General features: G+C 41.5%; 11 protein-coding genes. 10 read left to right on the forward strand and 1 reads right to left on the reverse strand.

Features of this window, described 5'->3' with window-relative positions; translation table 11 throughout:
* Window positions 1-42 precede the first annotated feature (42 nt).
* The 6 genes from HMPREF0848_RS09040 to ilvC all read left to right on the forward strand — a co-directional run bounded on the left by HMPREF0848_RS09040 (window position 43) and on the right by ilvC (window position 7,367).
* Window positions 43-408: an Asp23/Gls24 family envelope stress response protein gene (locus HMPREF0848_RS09040; RefSeq protein ID WP_002887462.1), complete on the forward strand. Its 366-nt coding sequence runs from the start codon at window positions 43-45 to the stop codon at window positions 406-408.
* On the forward strand, window positions 408-2,075 hold the full coding sequence (locus HMPREF0848_RS09045; RefSeq protein WP_008536092.1) for a DAK2 domain-containing protein: 1,668 nt from the start codon (window positions 408-410) through the stop codon (window positions 2,073-2,075). Before HMPREF0848_RS09040 ends, HMPREF0848_RS09045 begins: the two co-directional genes overlap by 1 nt.
* 169 nt (window positions 2,076-2,244) lie before the next feature.
* Window positions 2,245-3,966: a dihydroxy-acid dehydratase gene (gene ilvD / locus HMPREF0848_RS09050; protein ID WP_002887460.1), complete on the forward strand. Its 1,722-nt coding sequence runs from the start codon at window positions 2,245-2,247 to the stop codon at window positions 3,964-3,966.
* Between the two features lie 134 nt (window positions 3,967-4,100).
* The gene (locus HMPREF0848_RS09055) at window positions 4,101-5,801 is read left to right on the forward strand and encodes an acetolactate synthase large subunit (protein WP_008536093.1); all 1,701 of its coding nucleotides are present in this window, start codon (window positions 4,101-4,103) and stop codon (window positions 5,799-5,801) included.
* Window positions 5,794-6,270: an acetolactate synthase small subunit gene (gene ilvN, locus HMPREF0848_RS09060; RefSeq protein WP_008536094.1), complete on the forward strand. Its 477-nt coding sequence runs from the start codon at window positions 5,794-5,796 to the stop codon at window positions 6,268-6,270. The genes HMPREF0848_RS09055 and ilvN overlap by 8 nt, the downstream gene beginning before the upstream one ends.
* Window positions 6,271-6,344: 74 nt before the next feature.
* The gene (ilvC, locus tag HMPREF0848_RS09065) at window positions 6,345-7,367 is read left to right on the forward strand and encodes a ketol-acid reductoisomerase (RefSeq protein WP_002887458.1); all 1,023 of its coding nucleotides are present in this window, start codon (window positions 6,345-6,347) and stop codon (window positions 7,365-7,367) included.
* A 167-nt stretch (window positions 7,368-7,534) separates the two neighbouring features.
* Here ilvC and tyrS read toward each other — a convergent pair whose 3' ends face one another.
* The gene (gene tyrS, locus HMPREF0848_RS09070) at window positions 7,535-8,791 is read right to left on the reverse strand and encodes a tyrosine--tRNA ligase (protein ID WP_002887457.1); all 1,257 of its coding nucleotides are present in this window, start codon (window positions 8,789-8,791) and stop codon (window positions 7,535-7,537) included.
* Window positions 8,792-8,892: 101 nt separating this feature from the next.
* On the opposite strand from tyrS, the gene pbp1b reads away from it, so the two are divergent.
* The 4 genes from pbp1b to HMPREF0848_RS09090 all read left to right on the forward strand — a co-directional run bounded on the left by pbp1b (window position 8,893) and on the right by HMPREF0848_RS09090 (window position 19,501).
* Window positions 8,893-11,316: a penicillin-binding protein PBP1B gene (gene pbp1b / locus HMPREF0848_RS09075; protein ID WP_008536095.1), complete on the forward strand. Its 2,424-nt coding sequence runs from the start codon at window positions 8,893-8,895 to the stop codon at window positions 11,314-11,316.
* Between the two features lie 343 nt (window positions 11,317-11,659).
* On the forward strand, window positions 11,660-15,241 hold the full coding sequence (rpoB, locus tag HMPREF0848_RS09080) for a DNA-directed RNA polymerase subunit beta (protein WP_008536096.1): 3,582 nt from the start codon (window positions 11,660-11,662) through the stop codon (window positions 15,239-15,241).
* Window positions 15,242-15,342: 101 nt separating this feature from the next.
* Entirely contained in the window at window positions 15,343-18,981 is a 3,639-nt protein-coding gene (gene rpoC / locus HMPREF0848_RS09085) for a DNA-directed RNA polymerase subunit beta' (protein WP_008536098.1), read from the forward strand.
* 157 nt (window positions 18,982-19,138) lie between these two features.
* Window positions 19,139-19,501: a DUF1033 family protein gene (locus tag HMPREF0848_RS09090; RefSeq protein WP_002887450.1), complete on the forward strand. Its 363-nt coding sequence runs from the start codon at window positions 19,139-19,141 to the stop codon at window positions 19,499-19,501.
* The last annotated feature ends 199 nt before the right edge of the window (window positions 19,502-19,700 follow it).

Consider the following 19,700-nt stretch of genomic DNA (forward strand, 5'->3'; position numbering starts at 1 on the left):
TATGGTAAAATAAGCTGATAAAAACTTTTTGAGGTAGTAATTATGACTGTAAAAATCAATACAAAAGATGGTCAAATCGAATTGTCAGATGATGTCATTGCAACAGTAGTTGGCGGTTCAGCAACAGAAATTTTTGGCGTTGTCGGTATGGCAAGTAAGAGTGCTATCCGAGATAATTTTCAAGCACTTCTTGGAAAGGAAAACTACGCAAAAGGAGTTGTCGTGAAATCTACTGATGCAGGTATCACTGTGGATGTATACACTGTCATGAGTTACGGTGTCAAGATCAGTGAGGTTTCTAAAAATATTCAAGAACGTGTAAAATTCAATCTTGAGAATCAATTGGGTATCAAGGCTGAAACTGTTAATGTTTACGTTCAAAGCATCAAAGTCGTAGGAGAAAACTAGTGTCTAAAATTACAACAAGCTTGCTTCAAGAAATGGTAGAGGCTGCGGCGACTCGTCTTGGTAAGCAGGCAGAATATGTGAACTCGCTTAATGTCTTCCCAGTTCCTGATGGAGATACAGGAACTAATATGGGTATGACCATGGATAACGGAGCTAAGGCTGTCTCTGATCAGACGGCATCAACAGTTGGTGAAGTTGGACAAATCTTGTCTAAGGGACTTTTGATGGGTGCTCGTGGAAATTCAGGGGTCATCACTTCTCAATTGTTCCGTGGCTTTGGACAAAGTATCAAAGGCAAAATCGAACTTGATGGTAAGGATTTAGCCAGCGCTTTCCAATCAGGTGTTGAAGTTGCCTATAAAGCTGTTATGAAGCCTGTTGAAGGGACAATCTTGACTGTTTCTCGTGGTGCAGCCACAGCAGCTATTAAAAAAGCAGAGTCTACGGATGATGCTGTTGAAGTTATGCGTGCAGCTCTTGAAGGGGCTAAGGCAGCCTTGGCTAAGACTCCAGAAATGCTACCAGTTTTAAAAGAGGTCGGTGTTGTCGATTCAGGTGGTCAAGGATTGGTCTTTATCTATGAAGGGTTCTTGTCAGCACTTACTGGTGAGTATATTGCTTCAGAGGATTTCCAAGCAACGCCTGCTACCATGACTGAAATGATTAATGCTGAGCACCATAAATCTGTTGCAGGTCATGTAGCGACCGAAGATATCAAATTTGGTTACTGTACTGAAATTATGGTTGCTCTTAAACAAGGACCTACATATGTCAAAGATTTTGATTATGAAGAATTCCGTAATTACTTGAGTAATCTTGGCGACTCTCTCCTTGTCGTTAACGATGATGAGATTGTTAAGGTCCATGTTCATACGGAAGATCCGGGTCTTGTCATGCAAGAAGGTCTTAAGTATGGTGCCCTTGTCAAAGTTAAGGTTGACAACATGCGTAACCAACACGATGCACAAGTGCAAAAAGAAGAAGCTGTGCAAACAGAGCAGTCAGCTCCTAAAGATTTTGCCCTTATCACGGTTGTTGCTGGTGATGGACTTGCAGATATTTTCAAATCTCAAGGTGTTGACTATGTGATTTCAGGTGGTCAAACAATGAATCCATCAACAGAGGATATCGTTAAGGCTATTGAGCAGGTTAATGCTAAGAATGTTATCATCTTGCCAAATAATAAAAACATCTTTATGGCGGCACAATCAGCTGCTGAAGTAGTAGATGTCAATGCGGCAGTTGTTGAAACACGTACAGTTCCACAAGGCTTTACAAGCTTGCTTGCTTTCGACCCTAGCCAAAGTATCGAAGCTAACGTTGAAGCGATGACAGCTAGTCTTTCAGACGTCACAAGTGGTAGCGTGACCTTAGCGGTACGTGACACAACTATTGATGGCCTTGAGATTCATGAAAATGACATCCTTGGTATGGTTGATGGTAAGATTCTTGTGTCTACACCAGATATGGATCAAGCCCTTCTTGACACCTTTGACAAGATGATTGACGAAGATAGCGAAATTGTTATGATTTACGTCGGCGAAGAAGGAAATAAAGAACAAGCTCAAACAATCGCTGATAAATTGGAAGCAGCACACGAAGATATTGAAGTTGAAATCTTCCAAGGTGATCAGCCAGTATACCCATATATCTTTAGCGTTGAGTAATTTTGAAATAATCATTTAGGAAGTCTTAGGGCTTCCTTTTTGTTTTGTCGGTTTCGATACAGCAGGAACGTTTTTTCGGAATTACGGAAATATTCTGAAAATTCCTTGACATTACTTTGCAAAGTGGTAACATATGATGTGAGAAATTTTATAGATTGAAGGTAAGATCATGAGAAGTGATATGATTAAAGTTGGTGTTGATAAGGCGCCAGCACGTGGACTTTTGTATGCGACTGGACAGGTTAAATCTTCCAAGGATATGAAAAAGCCTTTTATTGCTATTTGTAACTCCTATATTGATATTGTTCCAGGGCATGTTCACTTACGTGAATTGGCAGATATTGCTAAAGAAGCTATCCGTGAAGCTGGTGGTGTTCCCTTTGAGTTTAATACAATTGGTGTAGATGATGGGATTGCCATGGGGCATATTGGGATGCGTTACAGCCTTCCTTCTCGTGAATTAATTGCTGACTCTGCAGAAACTGTTATTAACGCCCACTGGTTTGATGGGGTTTTCTATATTCCTAACTGTGATAAGATTACACCAGGGATGATTTTGGCGGCTATGCGTACGAATGTGCCAGCGGTATTTTGCTCAGGTGGCCCTATGAAGGGTGGCGTTGACATGACTGGTCATCAGGCTACGCTATCAAGTTTGTTTGAAGCTGTAGGTACTTATCAGGCTGGAGATATGAGCAAGAAAGAGCTCGATTATTTGGAAAAAAATGCCTGTCCAACTTGTGGTTCATGTTCAGGAATGTTTACTGCCAACTCAATGAACTGTTTGATGGAAGTTTTGGGTCTTGCACTTCCAGGTAATGGTACTATCCTAGCTGTTTCAGATGAACGTCGTGAATTGGTTCGTCAAGCAGCTACAAAATTGATGGATAACATCAAAAATAATGTTCGCCCACGTGATATTGTGACTAAAGAAGCAATTGATGATGCCTTTGCGCTTGATATGGCCATGGGTGGTTCAACCAATACCGTTCTTCATACGCTTGCTATTGCGCGTGAAGCTGGAATTGATTATAACCTCAAGGACATTAACGAGATTGCTAAGAAGACACCTTATCTTTCTAAAATCGCCCCTTCAAGTGTTTACACCATGCATGATGTGCACGAAGCTGGTGGTGTTCCAGCCATTATTAATCAGTTGATTAAGAAAGGTGCCATTAAGGGTGACCGCATCACAGTCACTGGTAAGACTTTGAAAGAAAATGTGGCTGGTGCTGAAATTAAAAATGAAGAAATCATTCATCCAATCGAACATCCAATTTCACCAGTTGGTGGTTTGTCTATCCTTTACGGAAATATTGCTCAGGATGGCGCTGTTATCAAGGTTGGTGGTGTAGACCCATCTGTTAAAACTTTCCGTGGTAAAGCCATTTGTTGTGATTCACAAGATCAAGCCCTTGAGTTGATTGACAATGGAACTGTCAAGAAGGGACATGTCGTCGTCATTCGTTACGAAGGTCCTCAAGGTGGTCCTGGTATGCCAGAGATGCTGGCGCCAACATCTAAGATTGTCGGGCGTGGGCTTGGTAAAGATGTAGCTCTTATTACGGATGGCCGCTTCTCAGGAGCGACTCGCGGTATTGCTATTGGTCACGTATCGCCAGAAGCTGCTGAAGGTGGTAATATCGCCTTGATTGAAGATGGTGACGAAATCGTGATTGATCTACCAAATCGTACCATCGATTTGCTTGTCGATGATGCAACACTTGAAGAACGTCGTAAACACTTGAAACCGTTCAAATCAAAAATTTCAAGTGGTTGGTTGCGTCGTTACACAGCTTTTGCCAAATCTGCTAATGTCGGCGGAACATTGATGAGTGATGAAGAGTTTGAAGAGCGTAAGGCAGAACGTCAAGCACAGGAGAAGGACTAAAACCATTCTTTCCAGAGAGTTTGTGATATTTTTCTCCTAACCCCTTGCAAATCTGGTTAAAAATGTTATCATAGTATACAAGGTTTTGAATTTTTAGACAATTCGAAAAAAACCAACTACTAAAGGAGGTCCATGTGAAGAAAATTGAACTTGAAGAAGCACGCTCTGGTGCTGATTTGATTCTTGATATACTTCTTGAACTTGGGATTTCAACCATCTTTGGATATCCTGGCGGAGCGGTTCTTCCTTTGTATGATGCTATTTATAAAAATGACGAGATTAATCATATTTTATCTCGTCATGAGCAAGGAAGTTTGCATGAAGCTGAGGGTTATGCAAAATCAACTGGTAAACTTGGTGTTGCTCTGGTAACGAGTGGTCCTGGTGCGACTAATGCTATCACAGGGATTGCAGATGCTATGAGTGATAGTGTACCTCTCCTTGTATTTACAGGTCAGGTAGGAACAGCAGGTATTGGTAAGGATGCCTTCCAAGAGGCTGATATTGTCGGAATCACCATGCCGATTACCAAATACAACTATCAAGTTCGTGATACAGCTGATATTCCTCGTATTATTAAGGAAGCAGTCCATATCGCAACGACTGGGCGTCCTGGTCCAGTTGTTATTGACCTTCCAAAAGATATTGTAGCTAAGGAAACGGATTATATTAACGATCCTGAAATTTATCTTCCAAGTTACCAACCAACGCTAAGACCAAACGAAATGCAGATTAAGAAAATCTTGAAACAGTTGGGCAAGGCTAAAAAACCAGTTATCGTAGCTGGAGGTGGGGTATCTTATTCTGAGTCTGCTAAGGAGTTAGTCGCTTTTGCAGAACGCTACCAAATTCCGGTTGTTACAAGTCTATTAGGTCAAGGAACAATTGCTACTAGCCATCCCCTTTTCTTGGGCATGGGAGGTATGCATGGTTCCTATGCGGCTAATATTGCTATGACTGACGCTGACTTTATGATTTCTATTGGTTGTCGTTTTGATGACCGTTTAACAGGTAATCCTAAAACATTTGCTAAGAATGCTAAGGTCGTTCACATTGATGTGGATCCGGCTGAAATTGGTAAAATTATTTCTGTAGATATTCCTGTTGTTGGGGATGCTAAGCAAGCTCTTGAGATGCTTTTAGCAGAACCTGTTGTTAAAAACAACACTGAAAAATGGATTGAAAAAGTCACGAAAGATAAAGAGCGTGTGCGTTCTTACGACAAGAAAGAACGTATGGTACAACCTCAGGCAGTTATCGAACGTATCGGTGAATTGACTAAGGGAGATGCTGTTGTGGTTACTGACGTTGGTCAACATCAAATGTGGACTGCTCAGTATTATCCATACCAAAATGAACGCCAACTGGTTACCTCAGGTGGTCTAGGGACAATGGGATTTGGTGTTCCAGCAGCCATTGGTGCTAAAATTGCCAATCCTGATAAAGAAGTTGTCCTCTTTGTTGGTGATGGTGGTTTCCAAATGACTAACCAAGAGTTGGCTATCTTGAACATTTATAAGGTGCCAATCAAGGTTGTCATGCTCAACAACCATTCACTTGGTATGGTTCGCCAATGGCAAGAGTCTTTCTATGAGGGACGTACATCAGAATCTGTCTTTGAAACTCTTCCAGATTTCCAATTGATGGCTCAAGCTTATGGTATCAAGTCTTATAAGTTTGATAATCCAGAAACAATTGATCAGGATTTGGAAGTTATCAAGGAAGATGTGCCAATGTTCATAGAGGTAGACATCTCTCGTAAGGAACATGTTTTGCCAATCGTTCCGGCTGGTAAGAGTAATAACGAAATGTTGGGGGTGAAGTTCAATGCGTAGAATGTTAACTGCTAAACTTCAAAACCGTTCCGGTGTCCTTAACCGCTTCACAGGTGTCCTTTCAAGACGTCAAGTCAACATTGAAAGTATTTCGGTTGGTACTTCAGAGGATCCTAATGTTTCACGTATTACGATTATTATTGATGTAAATTCTCACAATGAGGTGGAACAAATCATCAAACAACTCAATCGTCAGATTGATGTGATTCGCATTCGCGATATTACAGATCAGCCACATTTGGAACGTGAAGTTATCTTAGTTAAGGTATCAGCACCAACCTCTAAACGTGCTGAAATCTTGGCAATTATTCAACCTTTCCGTGCTTCGGTGGTTGATGTGGCACCTAGCTCTATCACTATCCAGATGACTGGGAATGCTGAAAAGAGCGAGGCGCTTCTACGAGTTATTCGACCTTATGGTATTAAGAATATCGCTCGTACGGGTGCAACTGGATTTACCCGTGATTAAAAATCCAATTTAAATTTGTTAACCCAGCCTTAAAAAGGCAATAAAATATTTTTTTAGAAAAGAGACATATTACTATGGCAGTTCAAATGGAATATGAAAAAGACGTAAAAGTACCAGCACTTGACGGCAAAAAAATTGCTGTTATTGGTTACGGTTCACAAGGTCATGCGCATGCACAAAACTTGCGTGATTCAGGACATGATGTCATCATCGGTGTACGTCCTGGTAAATCATTTGATAAAGCTAAAGAAGATGGTTTTGATACTTACACAGTAGCAGAAGCAACTAAATTGGCTGATATCATTATGGTTTTGGCACCAGATGAAATTCAAAAAGACATCTATAAAGATGAAATTGCGCCAAACTTGAGTGCAGGTAAAGCTCTTGGTTTTGCCCATGGATTTAATATTCATTTTGGCTACATTAAAGCTCCAGAAGATGTTGATGTCTTCATGGTTGCTCCTAAAGGACCAGGTCACTTGGTACGTCGTACATATACAGAAGGTTTTGGTGTACCAGCTCTTTACGCTGTTTACCAAAATCCAACAGGAAATGCTCAAAACATTGCAATGGACTGGGCTAAAGGTATCGGTGCTGCACGTGTTGGCTTGCTTGTAACAACATTTAAAGAAGAAACTGAAGAAGATTTGTTTGGTGAACAAGCAGTTCTTATGGGTGGTTTGACACACCTTATTGAAGCAGGTTTCGAAGTGTTGACTGAAGCTGGTTATGCACCACAATTGGCTTACTTTGAAGTTCTTCATGAAATGAAACTTATCGTTGACCTTATTTATGAAGGTGGATTCAAGAAAATGCGTCAATCATGTTCAAATACTGCAGAATTTGGTGACTTTGTAACTGGTCCACGTGTCATCGGTCCAGAAGTCAAAGAAAACATGAAAGCTGCACTTGCTGATATCCAATCAGGTAAATTTGCTCGTGAATTCGTTGAAGACCACGATGCTGGCTTCCCACGTTTGAAAGCTTACCGTAAAGAAGCTGAAGAACTTGAAATTGAAAAGATTGGTGTTGAATTGCGTAAAGCAATGCCATTCGTTGGTCAAAACGACGACGACGCTTTCAAGATTTATAACTAATGTGATAGTCTCAAAAAAACCAGCCTAGTGCTGGTTTTTTTGTGTCTTGAAGAAAGTAGTAAGTATTGAAAGTTGATGAGCAGGCTGCCACTATTTTTATTGTGCACCTGTAGTTGTATGTCCAAGGTAAAAACATCACTCCATTAAGGAGTGAGAATTGGTATTTATTAGTAAGTCAAGACAAAGTTTTTCTTCTTACCACGACGGATAACGGTGATTTCGTTGTCAATTTTATCGCTATCTGAAAGCGTGTAATCAAGGTCTTGGATACGTTCGCCGTTGATATAAATAGCACCGTTTTGTACATCTTCACGTGCTTGACGTTTAGATGGAGAAATCTTGGCATTGACGAGAAGTTCAACGATGTTAAGATTTTCGTCTGCTGAAATTTCATAGGTTGGCACACCGTGGAGAGCAACTTTGAGGTCACGTGCTGAGAGGGCTTTAAGATTACCAGCGAAGAGTTGTTCAGTGATGTGAACAGCTTGTTCGTAGGCTTCTTTACCGTGTACCAAGGTCACAACTTCACGAGCCAAAATCTTTTGTGCCAAGCGTTGGTGACGAGCTTGATCAAATTCTTTACCGATTTCTTCGATTTCTTCAAGTGATAAGAAAGTGAAAATCTTCAAGAAGCGAACAGCATCATCATCCATAACGTTGAGCCAGAATTGGTACATTTCGTAAGGTGTAGTCTTAGTCGCATCAAGCCAGACAGCGTTACCTTCAGATTTACCGAATTTTTTACCCGTTGAATCTGTGATAAGTGGCACAGTGATAACATGTCCAGATTTGTCTGCTTTACGACGCAAGAGCTCAGTACCTGCTGTCATGTTACCCCATTGGTCAGATCCCCCGATTTGGAGAGTTACACCGTATTTATCGTTGAGTTCATAGAAATCGTAACCCTGCATAATTTGGTAGGCAAACTCAGTGTAAGAGATACCTGTTTCGATACGCTTCTTAACAGATTCCTTACTCATCATGTAGTTAACCGTGAAGTATTTACCCACATCACGCAAGAAATCGATGAAGCTGACTGAACCAAACCAGTCATAGTTGTTGACCATAACGGCTTTGTTGTCACCATTTTCAAAGTCAAGGAAGCGAGAGAGTTGGCCTTGAATTTTTTCTACCCAACCTTCAACCGTTTCTTTGGTTTGGAGGCTACGTTCAGCATCTTTAAATGATGGGTCACCAATCAAACCTGTTGCGCCACCAACGAGGGCGTAAGGTTTGTGTCCAGCCAATTGCAGGCGACGGCTTGTAAGGATGGCTACAAGATGCCCAAGATGGAGACTGTCTGCTGTTGGGTCATAACCAGTGTAGTATGACACAGGTCCCTCTTCAAAGGCTTTTACAAGGGCTTCTTCGTCTGTGGTTTGAAAAATCAAGCCACGTGCTTTTAGTTCTTCAAAAATTGTCATGATATTCTCCAGTAAAGTATATTCTGCACCATTATACCAAAAGAAAGCAACCCTATGCAAGCTTTGTCAAAGTTTGTTATAATAGGCTTTGAGGTATTTCTATGAATTTTGAAAAAATAATAAATTTTTTTAGACGGCCAGGTCAAGCTATTCGTAAAAAGTTTGCCGGTTTCAGGTCTAAAAAAGGAGAGAAATCTTTAGGAGAGGGGAAGCTTGTGACTGAGTCTAAGAAAAATCACAAGCAAGCGAAGAAGTCGTCTGAGGACCGGATGACTTTCCTAGATATGGGCGATGTTTTCTTAAAAACATTAAAACTCTTGTCTGATTTCTTTTATGTGGTTATTATCGTCCTTACCTTGTTTGGTGCCGGTATTGGTTTGGGCTATTTGGGGAGTCAAATTGAGTCTGTTCCGTCTATTAAGGATAAAACCTTGTTGAATCAGATTAGTGAGGTTAGTCTGGTATCTTCGATGAGTTATTCTGACTCTAAGAAGATTGCGGATATTGACACGGACTTATTGAGAACTCCCATTGAAAGTGATGCGATTTCTAATAACGTCAAAAATGCCATCATCGCAACTGAGGATGAAAATTTCAAGAAGCATAAGGGTGTTGTACCAAAGGCGGTTTTTAGGGCCTTGGTGTCATCAGTTTTAGGTGTAGGTTCCTCAAGTGGGGGTTCAACGCTGACTCAGCAGTTAATCAAGCAACAGGTCACGGGAGATGCCCCGACCTTTAAGCGCAAGGCAGCAGAGATTATCTATGCCCTACAACTGGAGCGTCGTGCTTCAAAAAATGAAATTTTAACCGACTACCTGAATGTTTCTCCTTTTGGACGTAACTATAGGGGAAAAAATATCGCTGGTATTGAGGAAGCTGCTCAAGGAATTTTCGGGGTTTCTGCAGCGGATTTAACCGTTCCTCAAGCGGCTTATCTTGCAGGCTTACCACAGAGTCCCATTGTCTATTCGCCTTATACCGCAGATGGTCAACTCAAGAACGCAAATGACCTGTCTTATGGCTTAGCGCGTCAAAAAGATGTCCTTTACAATCTCTATCGAGGCGGCTACCTAGATAAGTCACAATACGATAGTTACAAGAATTATGATATTACTAAAGATTTCAAGGCTGGAGAAAATCCAGATGCTGTCAGTCATGACTATTTGTACTATTCAGTCATGTCTGAAGCTCAGGATGTCATGTATGATTATTTGGTGAAGCGTGACAAGGTATCAAGTCAAGAGTTAAAAAATGATAAGACAAAGGAAACCTACCGTGAGATGGCTCTTCGAGAGCTACAAACAGGTGGTTATCATGTCAAGACAACAATTGACAATGCCGTCTATAATGCGATGCAAAATGCTGCTAGTCAATATGGTGGCCTACTCGATCAAGGTGGCAATAGTGGCGTTGAAGTCGGAAATGTACTGATGGACAATGCGACTGGAGCAATTCTAGGATTTGTTGGTGGTCGTAGTTATGAAAATAACCAAAATAACCATGCCTTTGATACGGCACGTTCCCCTGGTTCTTCTATTAAGCCCATTATCGCTTATGGTATTGCTATTGATCAAGGTTTGATGGGAAGCTCCAGTATTCTTTCCAATTATCCAGCCAATTTTACGGGTGGGACACCGATTCTTCACGATGGTAATAAGGGTACGGCTATGATGAATCTGCAGGAGGCTCTTAATACCTCATGGAATATTCCTGCTTTTTGGACCTACCAAATGCTTCAGCGTAATGATGTTGATGTTGAGGGATATATGACCAAGATGGGTTACAATATTGCTAACTATAATATTGAGAGTCTACCTCTTGGTGGTGGGATTGAAACGACAGTCGCCCAACAGGTCAATGCTTATCAGATGCTTTCAAATGGTGGTGTCTACGAAAAAGGTTATATGGTTGATAGTATTACTGATCGTACAGGCGAGGTTATTTATCAGCATAAATCCGAAGGGGTTCAAGTTTTCTCGAGGGCTACGGCAAGTATCATGGATAATCTCCTCAAAGAAGTTGTCGTTAAGGGGGCAACGACCCAGTTCCATTCTGAATTGAAAAATGTCAATGGTTCAGCAGCTTCAGCCGATTGGATGGGTAAAACAGGAACGACAGATAACTTTGCGGATGCTTGGCTGATTGTGTCAACTCCTGGGATTACCCTTGGTGGTTGGGCTGGTTATGACAATAATACGCCGACCGATTCTAAAACAGGTTACACCTACAATGCCCAATATATGGCTCGTTTAACGTCAGCTATCTACAATGCTAATCCAGGTATTTTTAAGACGGGTGATAAGTTTAACATGGATTCAAGTGCCATAAAAGCCAGTGTGCTCAAATCAACAGGTCTTAAGCCGGCAACAGTGTCGGTCAATGGCCGTAATGTTTCCGTAAGTGGTGAAATGGTTGATAGTTACTGGGCCAAAAATGGGCCTGGCGACACCACTTACAAGTTTGCTATCGGAGGAACGGATAGTGACTATCAAAAGGCTTGGTCTAGTATTCTTGGAGGTCATTAAAATCTCCCAAAAACTTGCAAAAAAGCTAAAAATTAGGTATAATATAGGCAACTATTTGTCGTCTTACTTGGTTGAAATATTGTCCAATCAAGAGATACAGCAGTTAAATCAACGTTTTTTCGGTCAGATTTAGCTGCTATTTTTGTGCTTATTTTTAGGATTTTCAAGCATTGTAATGCATATTTAAAGGTTCTAAAAATTCACATCTTGCCCTATCTCTGATTATCTGTTATTAGAGTGGTCAGATTTAGCATTTGATTGGATAAAGCACTAAAAAAATGGCAAATATTTAAAGTGCACGACTTGCAAAGCAGGTCTCGAATGTAGAAAAGGAGTAGAAGACTTGGCAGGACATGACGTTCAATACGGGAAACATCGTACCCGTCGTAGTTTTTCAAGAATCAAAGAAGTTCTTGATTTACCAAACTTGATTGAAATCCAAACGGATTCATTTAAAGATTTCTTGGATACTGGTCTTAAAGAGGTTTTTGAGGATGTACTTCCTATCTCAAACTTCACAGACACTATGGAATTGGAATTCGTTGGTTACGAATTGAAAGAGCCTAAGTATACACTTGAAGAAGCTCGTATCCACGATGCATCATACTCAGCACCAATCTTTGTGACTTTCCGTCTTATTAACAAAGAAACTGGTGAAATCAAAACTCAGGAAGTCTTCTTTGGAGATTTCCCTATTATGACTGAGATGGGTACTTTCATCATCAATGGTGGTGAACGTATTATCGTTTCTCAGTTGGTGCGCTCACCGGGTGTTTACTTTAACGATAAGGTTGATAAAAACGGTAAAGTGGGTTATGGCTCAACAGTTATCCCTAACCGTGGGGCATGGCTTGAACTTGAAACAGATTCAAAAGACATCGCCTATACTCGTATCGACCGTACACGTAAGATTCCATTCACAACGCTTGTGCGTGCGCTTGGATTCTCAGGTGATGACGAAATTGTTGATATCTTTGGTGATAGCGAGTTGGTTCGCAACACTGTTGAAAAAGATATCCACAAAAACCCAGCAGATTCACGTACTGATGAAGCGCTTAAAGAAATTTATGAACGTCTTCGTCCAGGTGAACCTAAAACTGCCGACAGTTCACGTAGCTTGCTTGTAGCTCGTTTCTTTGATCCACGTCGTTATGACTTGGCTGCTGTTGGTCGTTACAAGGTTAACAAAAAACTTAACATCAAGACACGTCTTTTGGGACAAACAATTGCTGAAAACTTGGTAGATCCTGAAACAGGTGAAATCCTTGTTGAAGCTGGTACTGAAATGACACGTGATGTGATTGATTCAATCGCAGAACACTTGGATGGTGATTTGAACAAATTTGTATACACACCAAACGATTATGCGGTGGTTACAGAACCTGTTGTTCTTCAAAAATTCAAGGTTGTTGCACCAAATGATCCAGATCGTGTGGTTACAATTGTTGGTAATGCCAATCCAGACGATAAGGTTCGTGCTTTGACGACAGCGGATATCTTGGCTGAAATGAGCTACTTCCTTAACCTTGCTGAAGGTATCGGTAAAGTAGACGATATCGACCACCTTGGTAACCGTCGTATCCGTGCCGTTGGTGAATTGCTTGCTAACCAATTCCGTATTGGTTTGGCTCGTATGGAACGTAACGTGCGTGAACGTATGTCAGTTCAAGATAACGAAGTCCTGACACCGCAACAAATTATCAATATTCGTCCTGTAACTGCAGCGGTTAAAGAATTCTTTGGTTCTTCTCAATTGTCACAGTTCATGGACCAACACAACCCATTGTCAGAGTTGTCACACAAACGTCGTTTGTCAGCCTTGGGACCTGGTGGTTTGACACGTGACCGTGCCGGATACGAAGTTCGTGACGTGCACTATACACACTATGGTCGTATGTGTCCAATCGAGACACCTGAAGGACCTAACATCGGTTTGATTAATAACTTGTCTTCATATGGACACCTTAACAAGTATGGTTTCATTCAAACACCATACCGTAAGGTTGACCGTGCAACTGGTAAAGTAACCAACGAAGTGGTTTGGTTGACTGCTGATGAAGAAGATGAGTACACAGTTGCTCAGGCCAACTCTAAATTGAATGAAGATGGAACATTTGCAGAAGAAATCGTCATGGGTCGTCACCAAGGTAATAACCAAGAGTACCCATCACACCTTGTAGATTTCGTAGATGTTTCTCCTAAACAGGTAGTTGCCGTTGCGACAGCATGTATTCCATTCTTGGAAAACGATGACTCTAACCGTGCCCTCATGGGTGCCAACATGCAACGTCAAGCTGTGCCATTGATTGATCCAAGAGCACCATTTGTTGGTACTGGTATGGAATATCAAGCTGCCCACGATTCAGGGGCTGCTGTCATCGCTCAACATGATGGTAAAGTTGTTTACTCTGATGCCGATAAGGTTGAAGTTCGTCGTGAAGATGGTTCGCTTGATGTTTATACTGTTCAAAAATTCCGCCGTTCAAACTCAGGTACTGCTTACAACCAACGTACTTTGGTTAAGGTTGGCGATATTGTCGAAAAAGGTGACTTCATCGCTGACGGTCCATCTATGGAAGGTGGCGAAATGGCCCTCGGTCAAAACCCTATCGTCGCATACATGACATGGGAAGGTTACAACTTCGAGGATGCCGTAATCATGAGTGAACGTCTTGTGAAAGATGATGTTTATACATCTGTTCACTTGGAAGAATTCGAATCAGAAACACGTGATACAAAGCTTGGGCCTGAAGAAATCACACGTGAATTGCCAAATGTTGGTGAAGAAGCCCTTAAAGACCTTGACGAAATGGGTATTATCCGTATCGGTGCTGAGGTTAAAGAAGGTGACATTCTTGTTGGTAAGGTAACACCTAAGGGTGAAAAAGACCTTTCTGCTGAAGAACGTCTTCTCCACGCTATCTTTGGTGACAAATCTCGTGAAGTACGTGATACGTCACTTCGTGTTCCTCACGGTGGTGATGGTGTCGTTCGTGATGTTAAAATCTTTACACGTGCCAACGGTGATGAATTGCAATCAGGTGTTAACATGCTTGTTCGTGTTTACATTGCTCAAAAACGTAAGATCAAGGTCGGAGATAAGATGGCCGGTCGTCACGGTAACAAAGGGGTTGTTTCTCGTATTGTTCCGGTTGAAGACATGCCTTACCTTCCAGACGGTACACCAGTTGATATCATGTTGAACCCACTTGGGGTGCCATCACGTATGAATATCGGACAAGTTATGGAACTTCACCTTGGTATGGCTGCTCGTAACTTGGGTATTCACATCGCAACACCAGTCTTTGATGGAGCAAGTTCAGAAGACCTCTGGGATACTGTTCGTGAAGCTGGTATGGATAGCGATGCTAAGACAATCCTTTACGATGGACGTACAGGTGAGCCGTTTGATAACCGTGTGTCAGTTGGTGTCATGTATATGATCAAACTTCACCACATGGTTGATGATAAACTTCACGCTCGTTCAGTTGGTCCTTACTCACTTGTTACTCAACAACCTCTTGGTGGTAAAGCACAATTTGGTGGACAACGTTTCGGTGAGATGGAGGTTTGGGCCCTTGAAGCTTACGGTGCTTCAAACATTCTTCAAGAAATCTTGACTTACAAGTCTGATGATGTTAACGGACGTTTGAAAGCCTATGAAGCGATTACTAAAGGTAAACCAATTCCAAAACCAGGCGTTCCAGAATCATTCCGAGTACTTGTTAAAGAATTGCAATCACTCGGTCTTGACATGCGTGTCCTTGACGAAGACGATCATGAAGTTGAATTGCGTGATCTTGATGAAGGTGAAGATGACGACGTTATGCACGTTGACGATCTTGAAAAAGCACGTGTGCAACAGGCCAAAGAAGCTGCTGAATTAGAAAAAGCTAAAGAAGAAGCTTCAAATAAAGAAGAATAAACATAAGCTTTAGAAGTGGAAGATTCTTCCCCCTCTAAGGTAGCTGATAAAGGTGACAATAGAGCTACTATTGTCAATAGAAAAAAAGAAAGGTAATACTAGTGGTTGACGTAAATCGATTTAAAAGTATGCAAATCACACTAGCTTCACCAACTAAAGTCCGTTCATGGTCTTATGGTGAAGTTAAGAAACCTGAAACAATCAACTACCGTACGCTCAAACCAGAACGTGAAGGTCTCTTTGATGAAGTGATCTTTGGTCCAACTAAGGACTGGGAATGTGCGTGTGGGAAATACAAACGTATCCGTTATAAAGGTATCGTTTGTGACCGCTGTGGTGTTGAAGTAACACGTGCTAAGGTTCGTCGTGAACGTATGGGTCACATCGAGTTGAAAGCACCAGTATCACATATCTGGTACTTCAAGGGAATCCCTTCTCGTATGGGATTGACTTTGGATATGAGCCCTCGTGCGCTTGAAGAAGTTATTTATTTCGCAGCTTACGTGGTTATCGATCCAAAAGAAACACCACTTGAACCAAAATCTCTCTTGACTGAACGTGAATACCGCGAAAAATTGCAAGAGTATGGACATGGTTCATTCGTCGCTAAAATGGGTGCAGAAGCCATCCAAGATCTCTTGAAACAAGTGGATTTGGAGGCTGAAATTGCTGAACTCAAGGAAGAATTGAAGACAGCAACTGGTCAAAAACGTGTTAAGGCTGTTCGTCGTTTGGACGTTCTTGATGCCTTCTACAAGTCTGGTAACAAACCAGAATGGATGGTACTTAACATCTTGCCAGTATTGCCACCAGATCTTCGTCCGATGGTTCAATTGGATGGTGGCCGTTTTGCAGCATCTGACTTGAACGATCTTTATCGTCGTGTTATCAACCGTAACAACCGTTTGGCTCGTTTGCTTGAATTGAATGCCCCAGGTATCATCGTGCAAAATGAAAAACGTATGTTGCAAGAAGCGGTAGATGCCCTTATTGATAATGGACGTCGTGGTCGTCCAATCACTGGACCAGGTAGTCGTCCACTTAAATCTTTGAGCCACATGCTTAAAGGTAAACAAGGACGTTTCCGTCAGAACTTGCTTGGTAAACGTGTTGACTTCTCTGGACGTTCTGTTATCGCTGTTGGTCCAACACTTAAAATGTATCAATGTGGTGTGCCACGTTTGATGGCCATCGAACTTTTCAAACCATTTGTTATGCGTGAAATCGTTGCGCGTGAATACGCAGGCAACGTGAAAGCCGCTAAACGTATGGTTGAACGTGGTGATGAACGTATTTGGGATATTCTTGAAGATGTCATTAAGGAACACCCAGTACTTCTTAACCGCGCACCTACCCTCCACCGTTTGGGGATTCAGGCCTTTGAACCAGTCTTGATTGATGGTAAGGCCCTTCGCCTCCACCCACTTGCCTGTGAAGCCTACAATGCCGACTTTGACGGTGACCAAATGGCCATTCACGTTCCATTGTCTGAAGAAGCTCAAGCTGAAGCACGCTTGCTCCTCCTTGCAGCAGAACACATCCTTAACCCTAAAGATGGTAAACCAGTCGTAACACCATCTCAGGATATGGTTCTTGGTAACTACTACTTGACAATGGAAGAAAAAGGCCGTGAAGGTGAAAGTATGGTCTTCAAGGATATTGATGAGGCAGTGATGGCTTATCGTAATGGTTATGTTCACTTGCATAGCCGTGTCGGTATTGCTGTAGACAGCATGCCTGATAAACCTTGGAAAGAAAACCAACTTCACAAGATTATGGTAACAACCGTTGGTAAAATCTTCTTTAACGAGATTATTCCAGCAGAAATTCCATACCTCCAAGAAATCACAAATGAAAACTTGACCGATAGTACGCCAGATAAATACTTCCTTGAACCAGGTCAAGATATCCAAACCGTTATTGATAGTTTGGAAATCAATGCACCATTTAAGAAGAAAAATCTTGGTAACATCATCGCTGAAACCTTCAAACGTCTTCGCACGACTGAAACGTCAGCTTTCCTTGACCGTTTGAAAGACCTTGGTTACTATCACTCAACACTTGCTGGTTTGACCGTTGGTATCGCCGATATCCCAGTTATTGATAACAAACAAGAAATTATTGATGCTGCTCACCACCGTGTTGAAGAAATTAACAAAGCCTTCCGTCGTGGTTTGATGACAGATGATGACCGTTATGTTGCTGTTACAACAACATGGCGTGAAGCTAAAGAAGCACTTGAAAAACGTCTTATTGAGACACAAGATTCTAAGAACCCAATCGTTATGATGATGGACTCAGGAGCTCGTGGTAACATCTCTAACTTCTCCCAACTTGCCGGTATGCGTGGTTTGATGGCCGCTCCTAACGGACGTATCATGGAATTGCCTATCCTTTCAAACTTCCGTGAAGGTTTGAGCGTTTTGGAAATGTTCTTCTCAACTCACGGTGCTCGTAAAGGTATGACCGATACGGCCCTTAAGACAGCCGACTCAGGTTACTTGACTCGTCGTTTGGTAGACGTTGCCCAAGATGTTATCATCCGTGAAGATGACTGTGGAACAGACCGTGGTCTTCTTATCCGTGCGATTACTGATGGTAAAGAGGTTACAGAAACACTTGAAGAACGTCTTCAAGGTCGTTACACTAAGAAATCAGTTAAGAATCCTACAACAGGTGAAGTCATCGTAGGTCCAGATACCTTGATTACTGAAGAAATGGCTGCTGCTATTGTCAATGCTGGTGTTGAAGAAGTCACTATCCGTTCAGTATTTACATGTAACACACGCCACGGTGTCTGCCGTCACTGTTATGGTATTAACTTGGCAACTGGTGATGCGGTTGAAGTTGGTGAAGCTGTTGGTACTATCGCTGCCCAATCTATCGGGGAACCTGGTACACAGCTTACTATGCGTACCTTCCACACCGGTGGGGTAGCCTCAAACACCGATATCACACAAGGTCTTCCACGTATCCAGGAAATCTTCGAAGCTCGTAACCCTAAAGGGGAAGCGGTCATTACTGAAGTTAAGGGTAATGTTATCGAAATCGAAGAAGATGCTGCAACACGTACTAAGAAGGTCTTCGTTCAAGGTAAAACTGGCATGGGTGAATATGTTGTACCATTTACAGCTCGTATGAAAGTTGAAGTGGGAGATGAAGTTCACCGTGGTGCCGCTCTTACAGAAGGTTCAATCCAACCAAAACACCTTCTCGAAGTTCGTGATACCTTGTCAGTTGAAACTTACCTTCTTGCAGAAGTACAAAAAGTTTACCGTAGCCAAGGGGTAGAAATCGGAGACAAGCACGTCGAAGTAATGGTTCGTCAAATGCTTCGTAAAGTACGTGTCATGGATCCAGGTGACACAAATCTTCTTCCAGGAACACTTATGGACATTGCAGATTTCACAGATGCTAACAAGGATATTGTTATTTCTGGTGGTCTTCCTGCAACATCACGTCCAGTTCTTCTTGGTATCACTAAAGCCTCACTTGAAACAAATTCATTCTTGTCTGCGGCTTCCTTCCAAGAAACAACACGTGTCCTCACAGATGCTGCTATCCGTGGTAAGAAAGACCATCTTCTTGGTCTTAAAGAAAATGTTATCATTGGTAAGACTATCCCTGCTGGTACAGGTATGGCTCGCTACCGTAACATTGAACCACTTTCAGTTAACGAAGTTGAAGTTATTGAAAACATTGCTGTTGATGAAGCAATTGTGGAAACATCTGAAGACTAATATTACAGTAAAAGGGCTCACAGCTGTGAGTCCTTTTTGTATTTATATGACCAGAATGCCTCTTTTCTTGATAAATATGAAAAATAAAACCATTTTTTTTATCTTTCCCAGAAAATTTTGTATAATAGGAAAACAAAAGATGAAGTGAGAAAGAAAGATGTACCAAGTAGTTGAGATGAAAGGTGACTTGGAGCCGTGGTGGTTCTTAGAAGGCTGGCAAGAGGATATTATCAGCATAAAGGAATTTGAAGATTTTTACGATGCTCTAAAGTACTACAAAAAACTTTGGTTTGCCATGGAAGAAATCTTGCCAAGCTATATTAGTCGTAGTAGTGTCATGACTGCCTTTTGGGATCAAAAGGATAAGCATTGGTGTGAGGAGTGTAACGAATATCTGCAGGTTTACCAATCTATCGCCCTCTTGGATGATTGGAAGGAAATTCCTGAGGAAAAATATCGTCCAGGCTATGAAAAGCGTAATGATCTTCCAACTCATGCTCATTGTAAAATAAAACGATAATCAGGATTATTGAATTGAAGCTCGAAGATTTTCGTTTTTTCTGATTATTTGATTAAATCTATAAAATTGTCAATATTGTAGAGTTTTGGATTATTTGGTTTTTATGGGTAAAAACAAGTTAGAATAAGGAATTCCTCTGTGATGTAAGAGAAAAGTAGAATATTGTGTTAAATAAAAAGTAGCGAAGATATTTTCTAAA

Origin of the sequence: Streptococcus sp. C150 (genome assembly GCF_000187445.1) — a bacterium.
In the GTDB taxonomy this organism is placed as follows: domain Bacteria; phylum Bacillota; class Bacilli; order Lactobacillales; family Streptococcaceae; genus Streptococcus; species Streptococcus raffinosi.

What these genes read in the sequence shown, in the direction of transcription:
- ilvD (WP_002887460.1), top strand. Translation starts at nt 2,245, where the DNA reads ATGAGAAGTGATATGATTAAAGTTGGTGTTGATAAGGCGCCAGCACGT.
- ilvC (WP_002887458.1), top strand. Translation starts at nt 6,345, where the DNA reads ATGGCAGTTCAAATGGAATATGAAAAAGACGTAAAAGTACCAGCACTT.
- tyrS (WP_002887457.1), bottom strand. Translation starts at nt 8,791, where the DNA reads ATGACAATTTTTGAAGAACTAAAAGCACGTGGCTTGATTTTTCAAACC.
- ilvN (WP_008536094.1), top strand. Translation starts at nt 5,794, where the DNA reads ATGCGTAGAATGTTAACTGCTAAACTTCAAAACCGTTCCGGTGTCCTT.
- pbp1b (WP_008536095.1), top strand. Translation starts at nt 8,893, where the DNA reads ATGAATTTTGAAAAAATAATAAATTTTTTTAGACGGCCAGGTCAAGCT.
- HMPREF0848_RS09040 (WP_002887462.1), top strand. Translation starts at nt 43, where the DNA reads ATGACTGTAAAAATCAATACAAAAGATGGTCAAATCGAATTGTCAGAT.
- HMPREF0848_RS09090 (WP_002887450.1), top strand. Translation starts at nt 19,139, where the DNA reads ATGTACCAAGTAGTTGAGATGAAAGGTGACTTGGAGCCGTGGTGGTTC.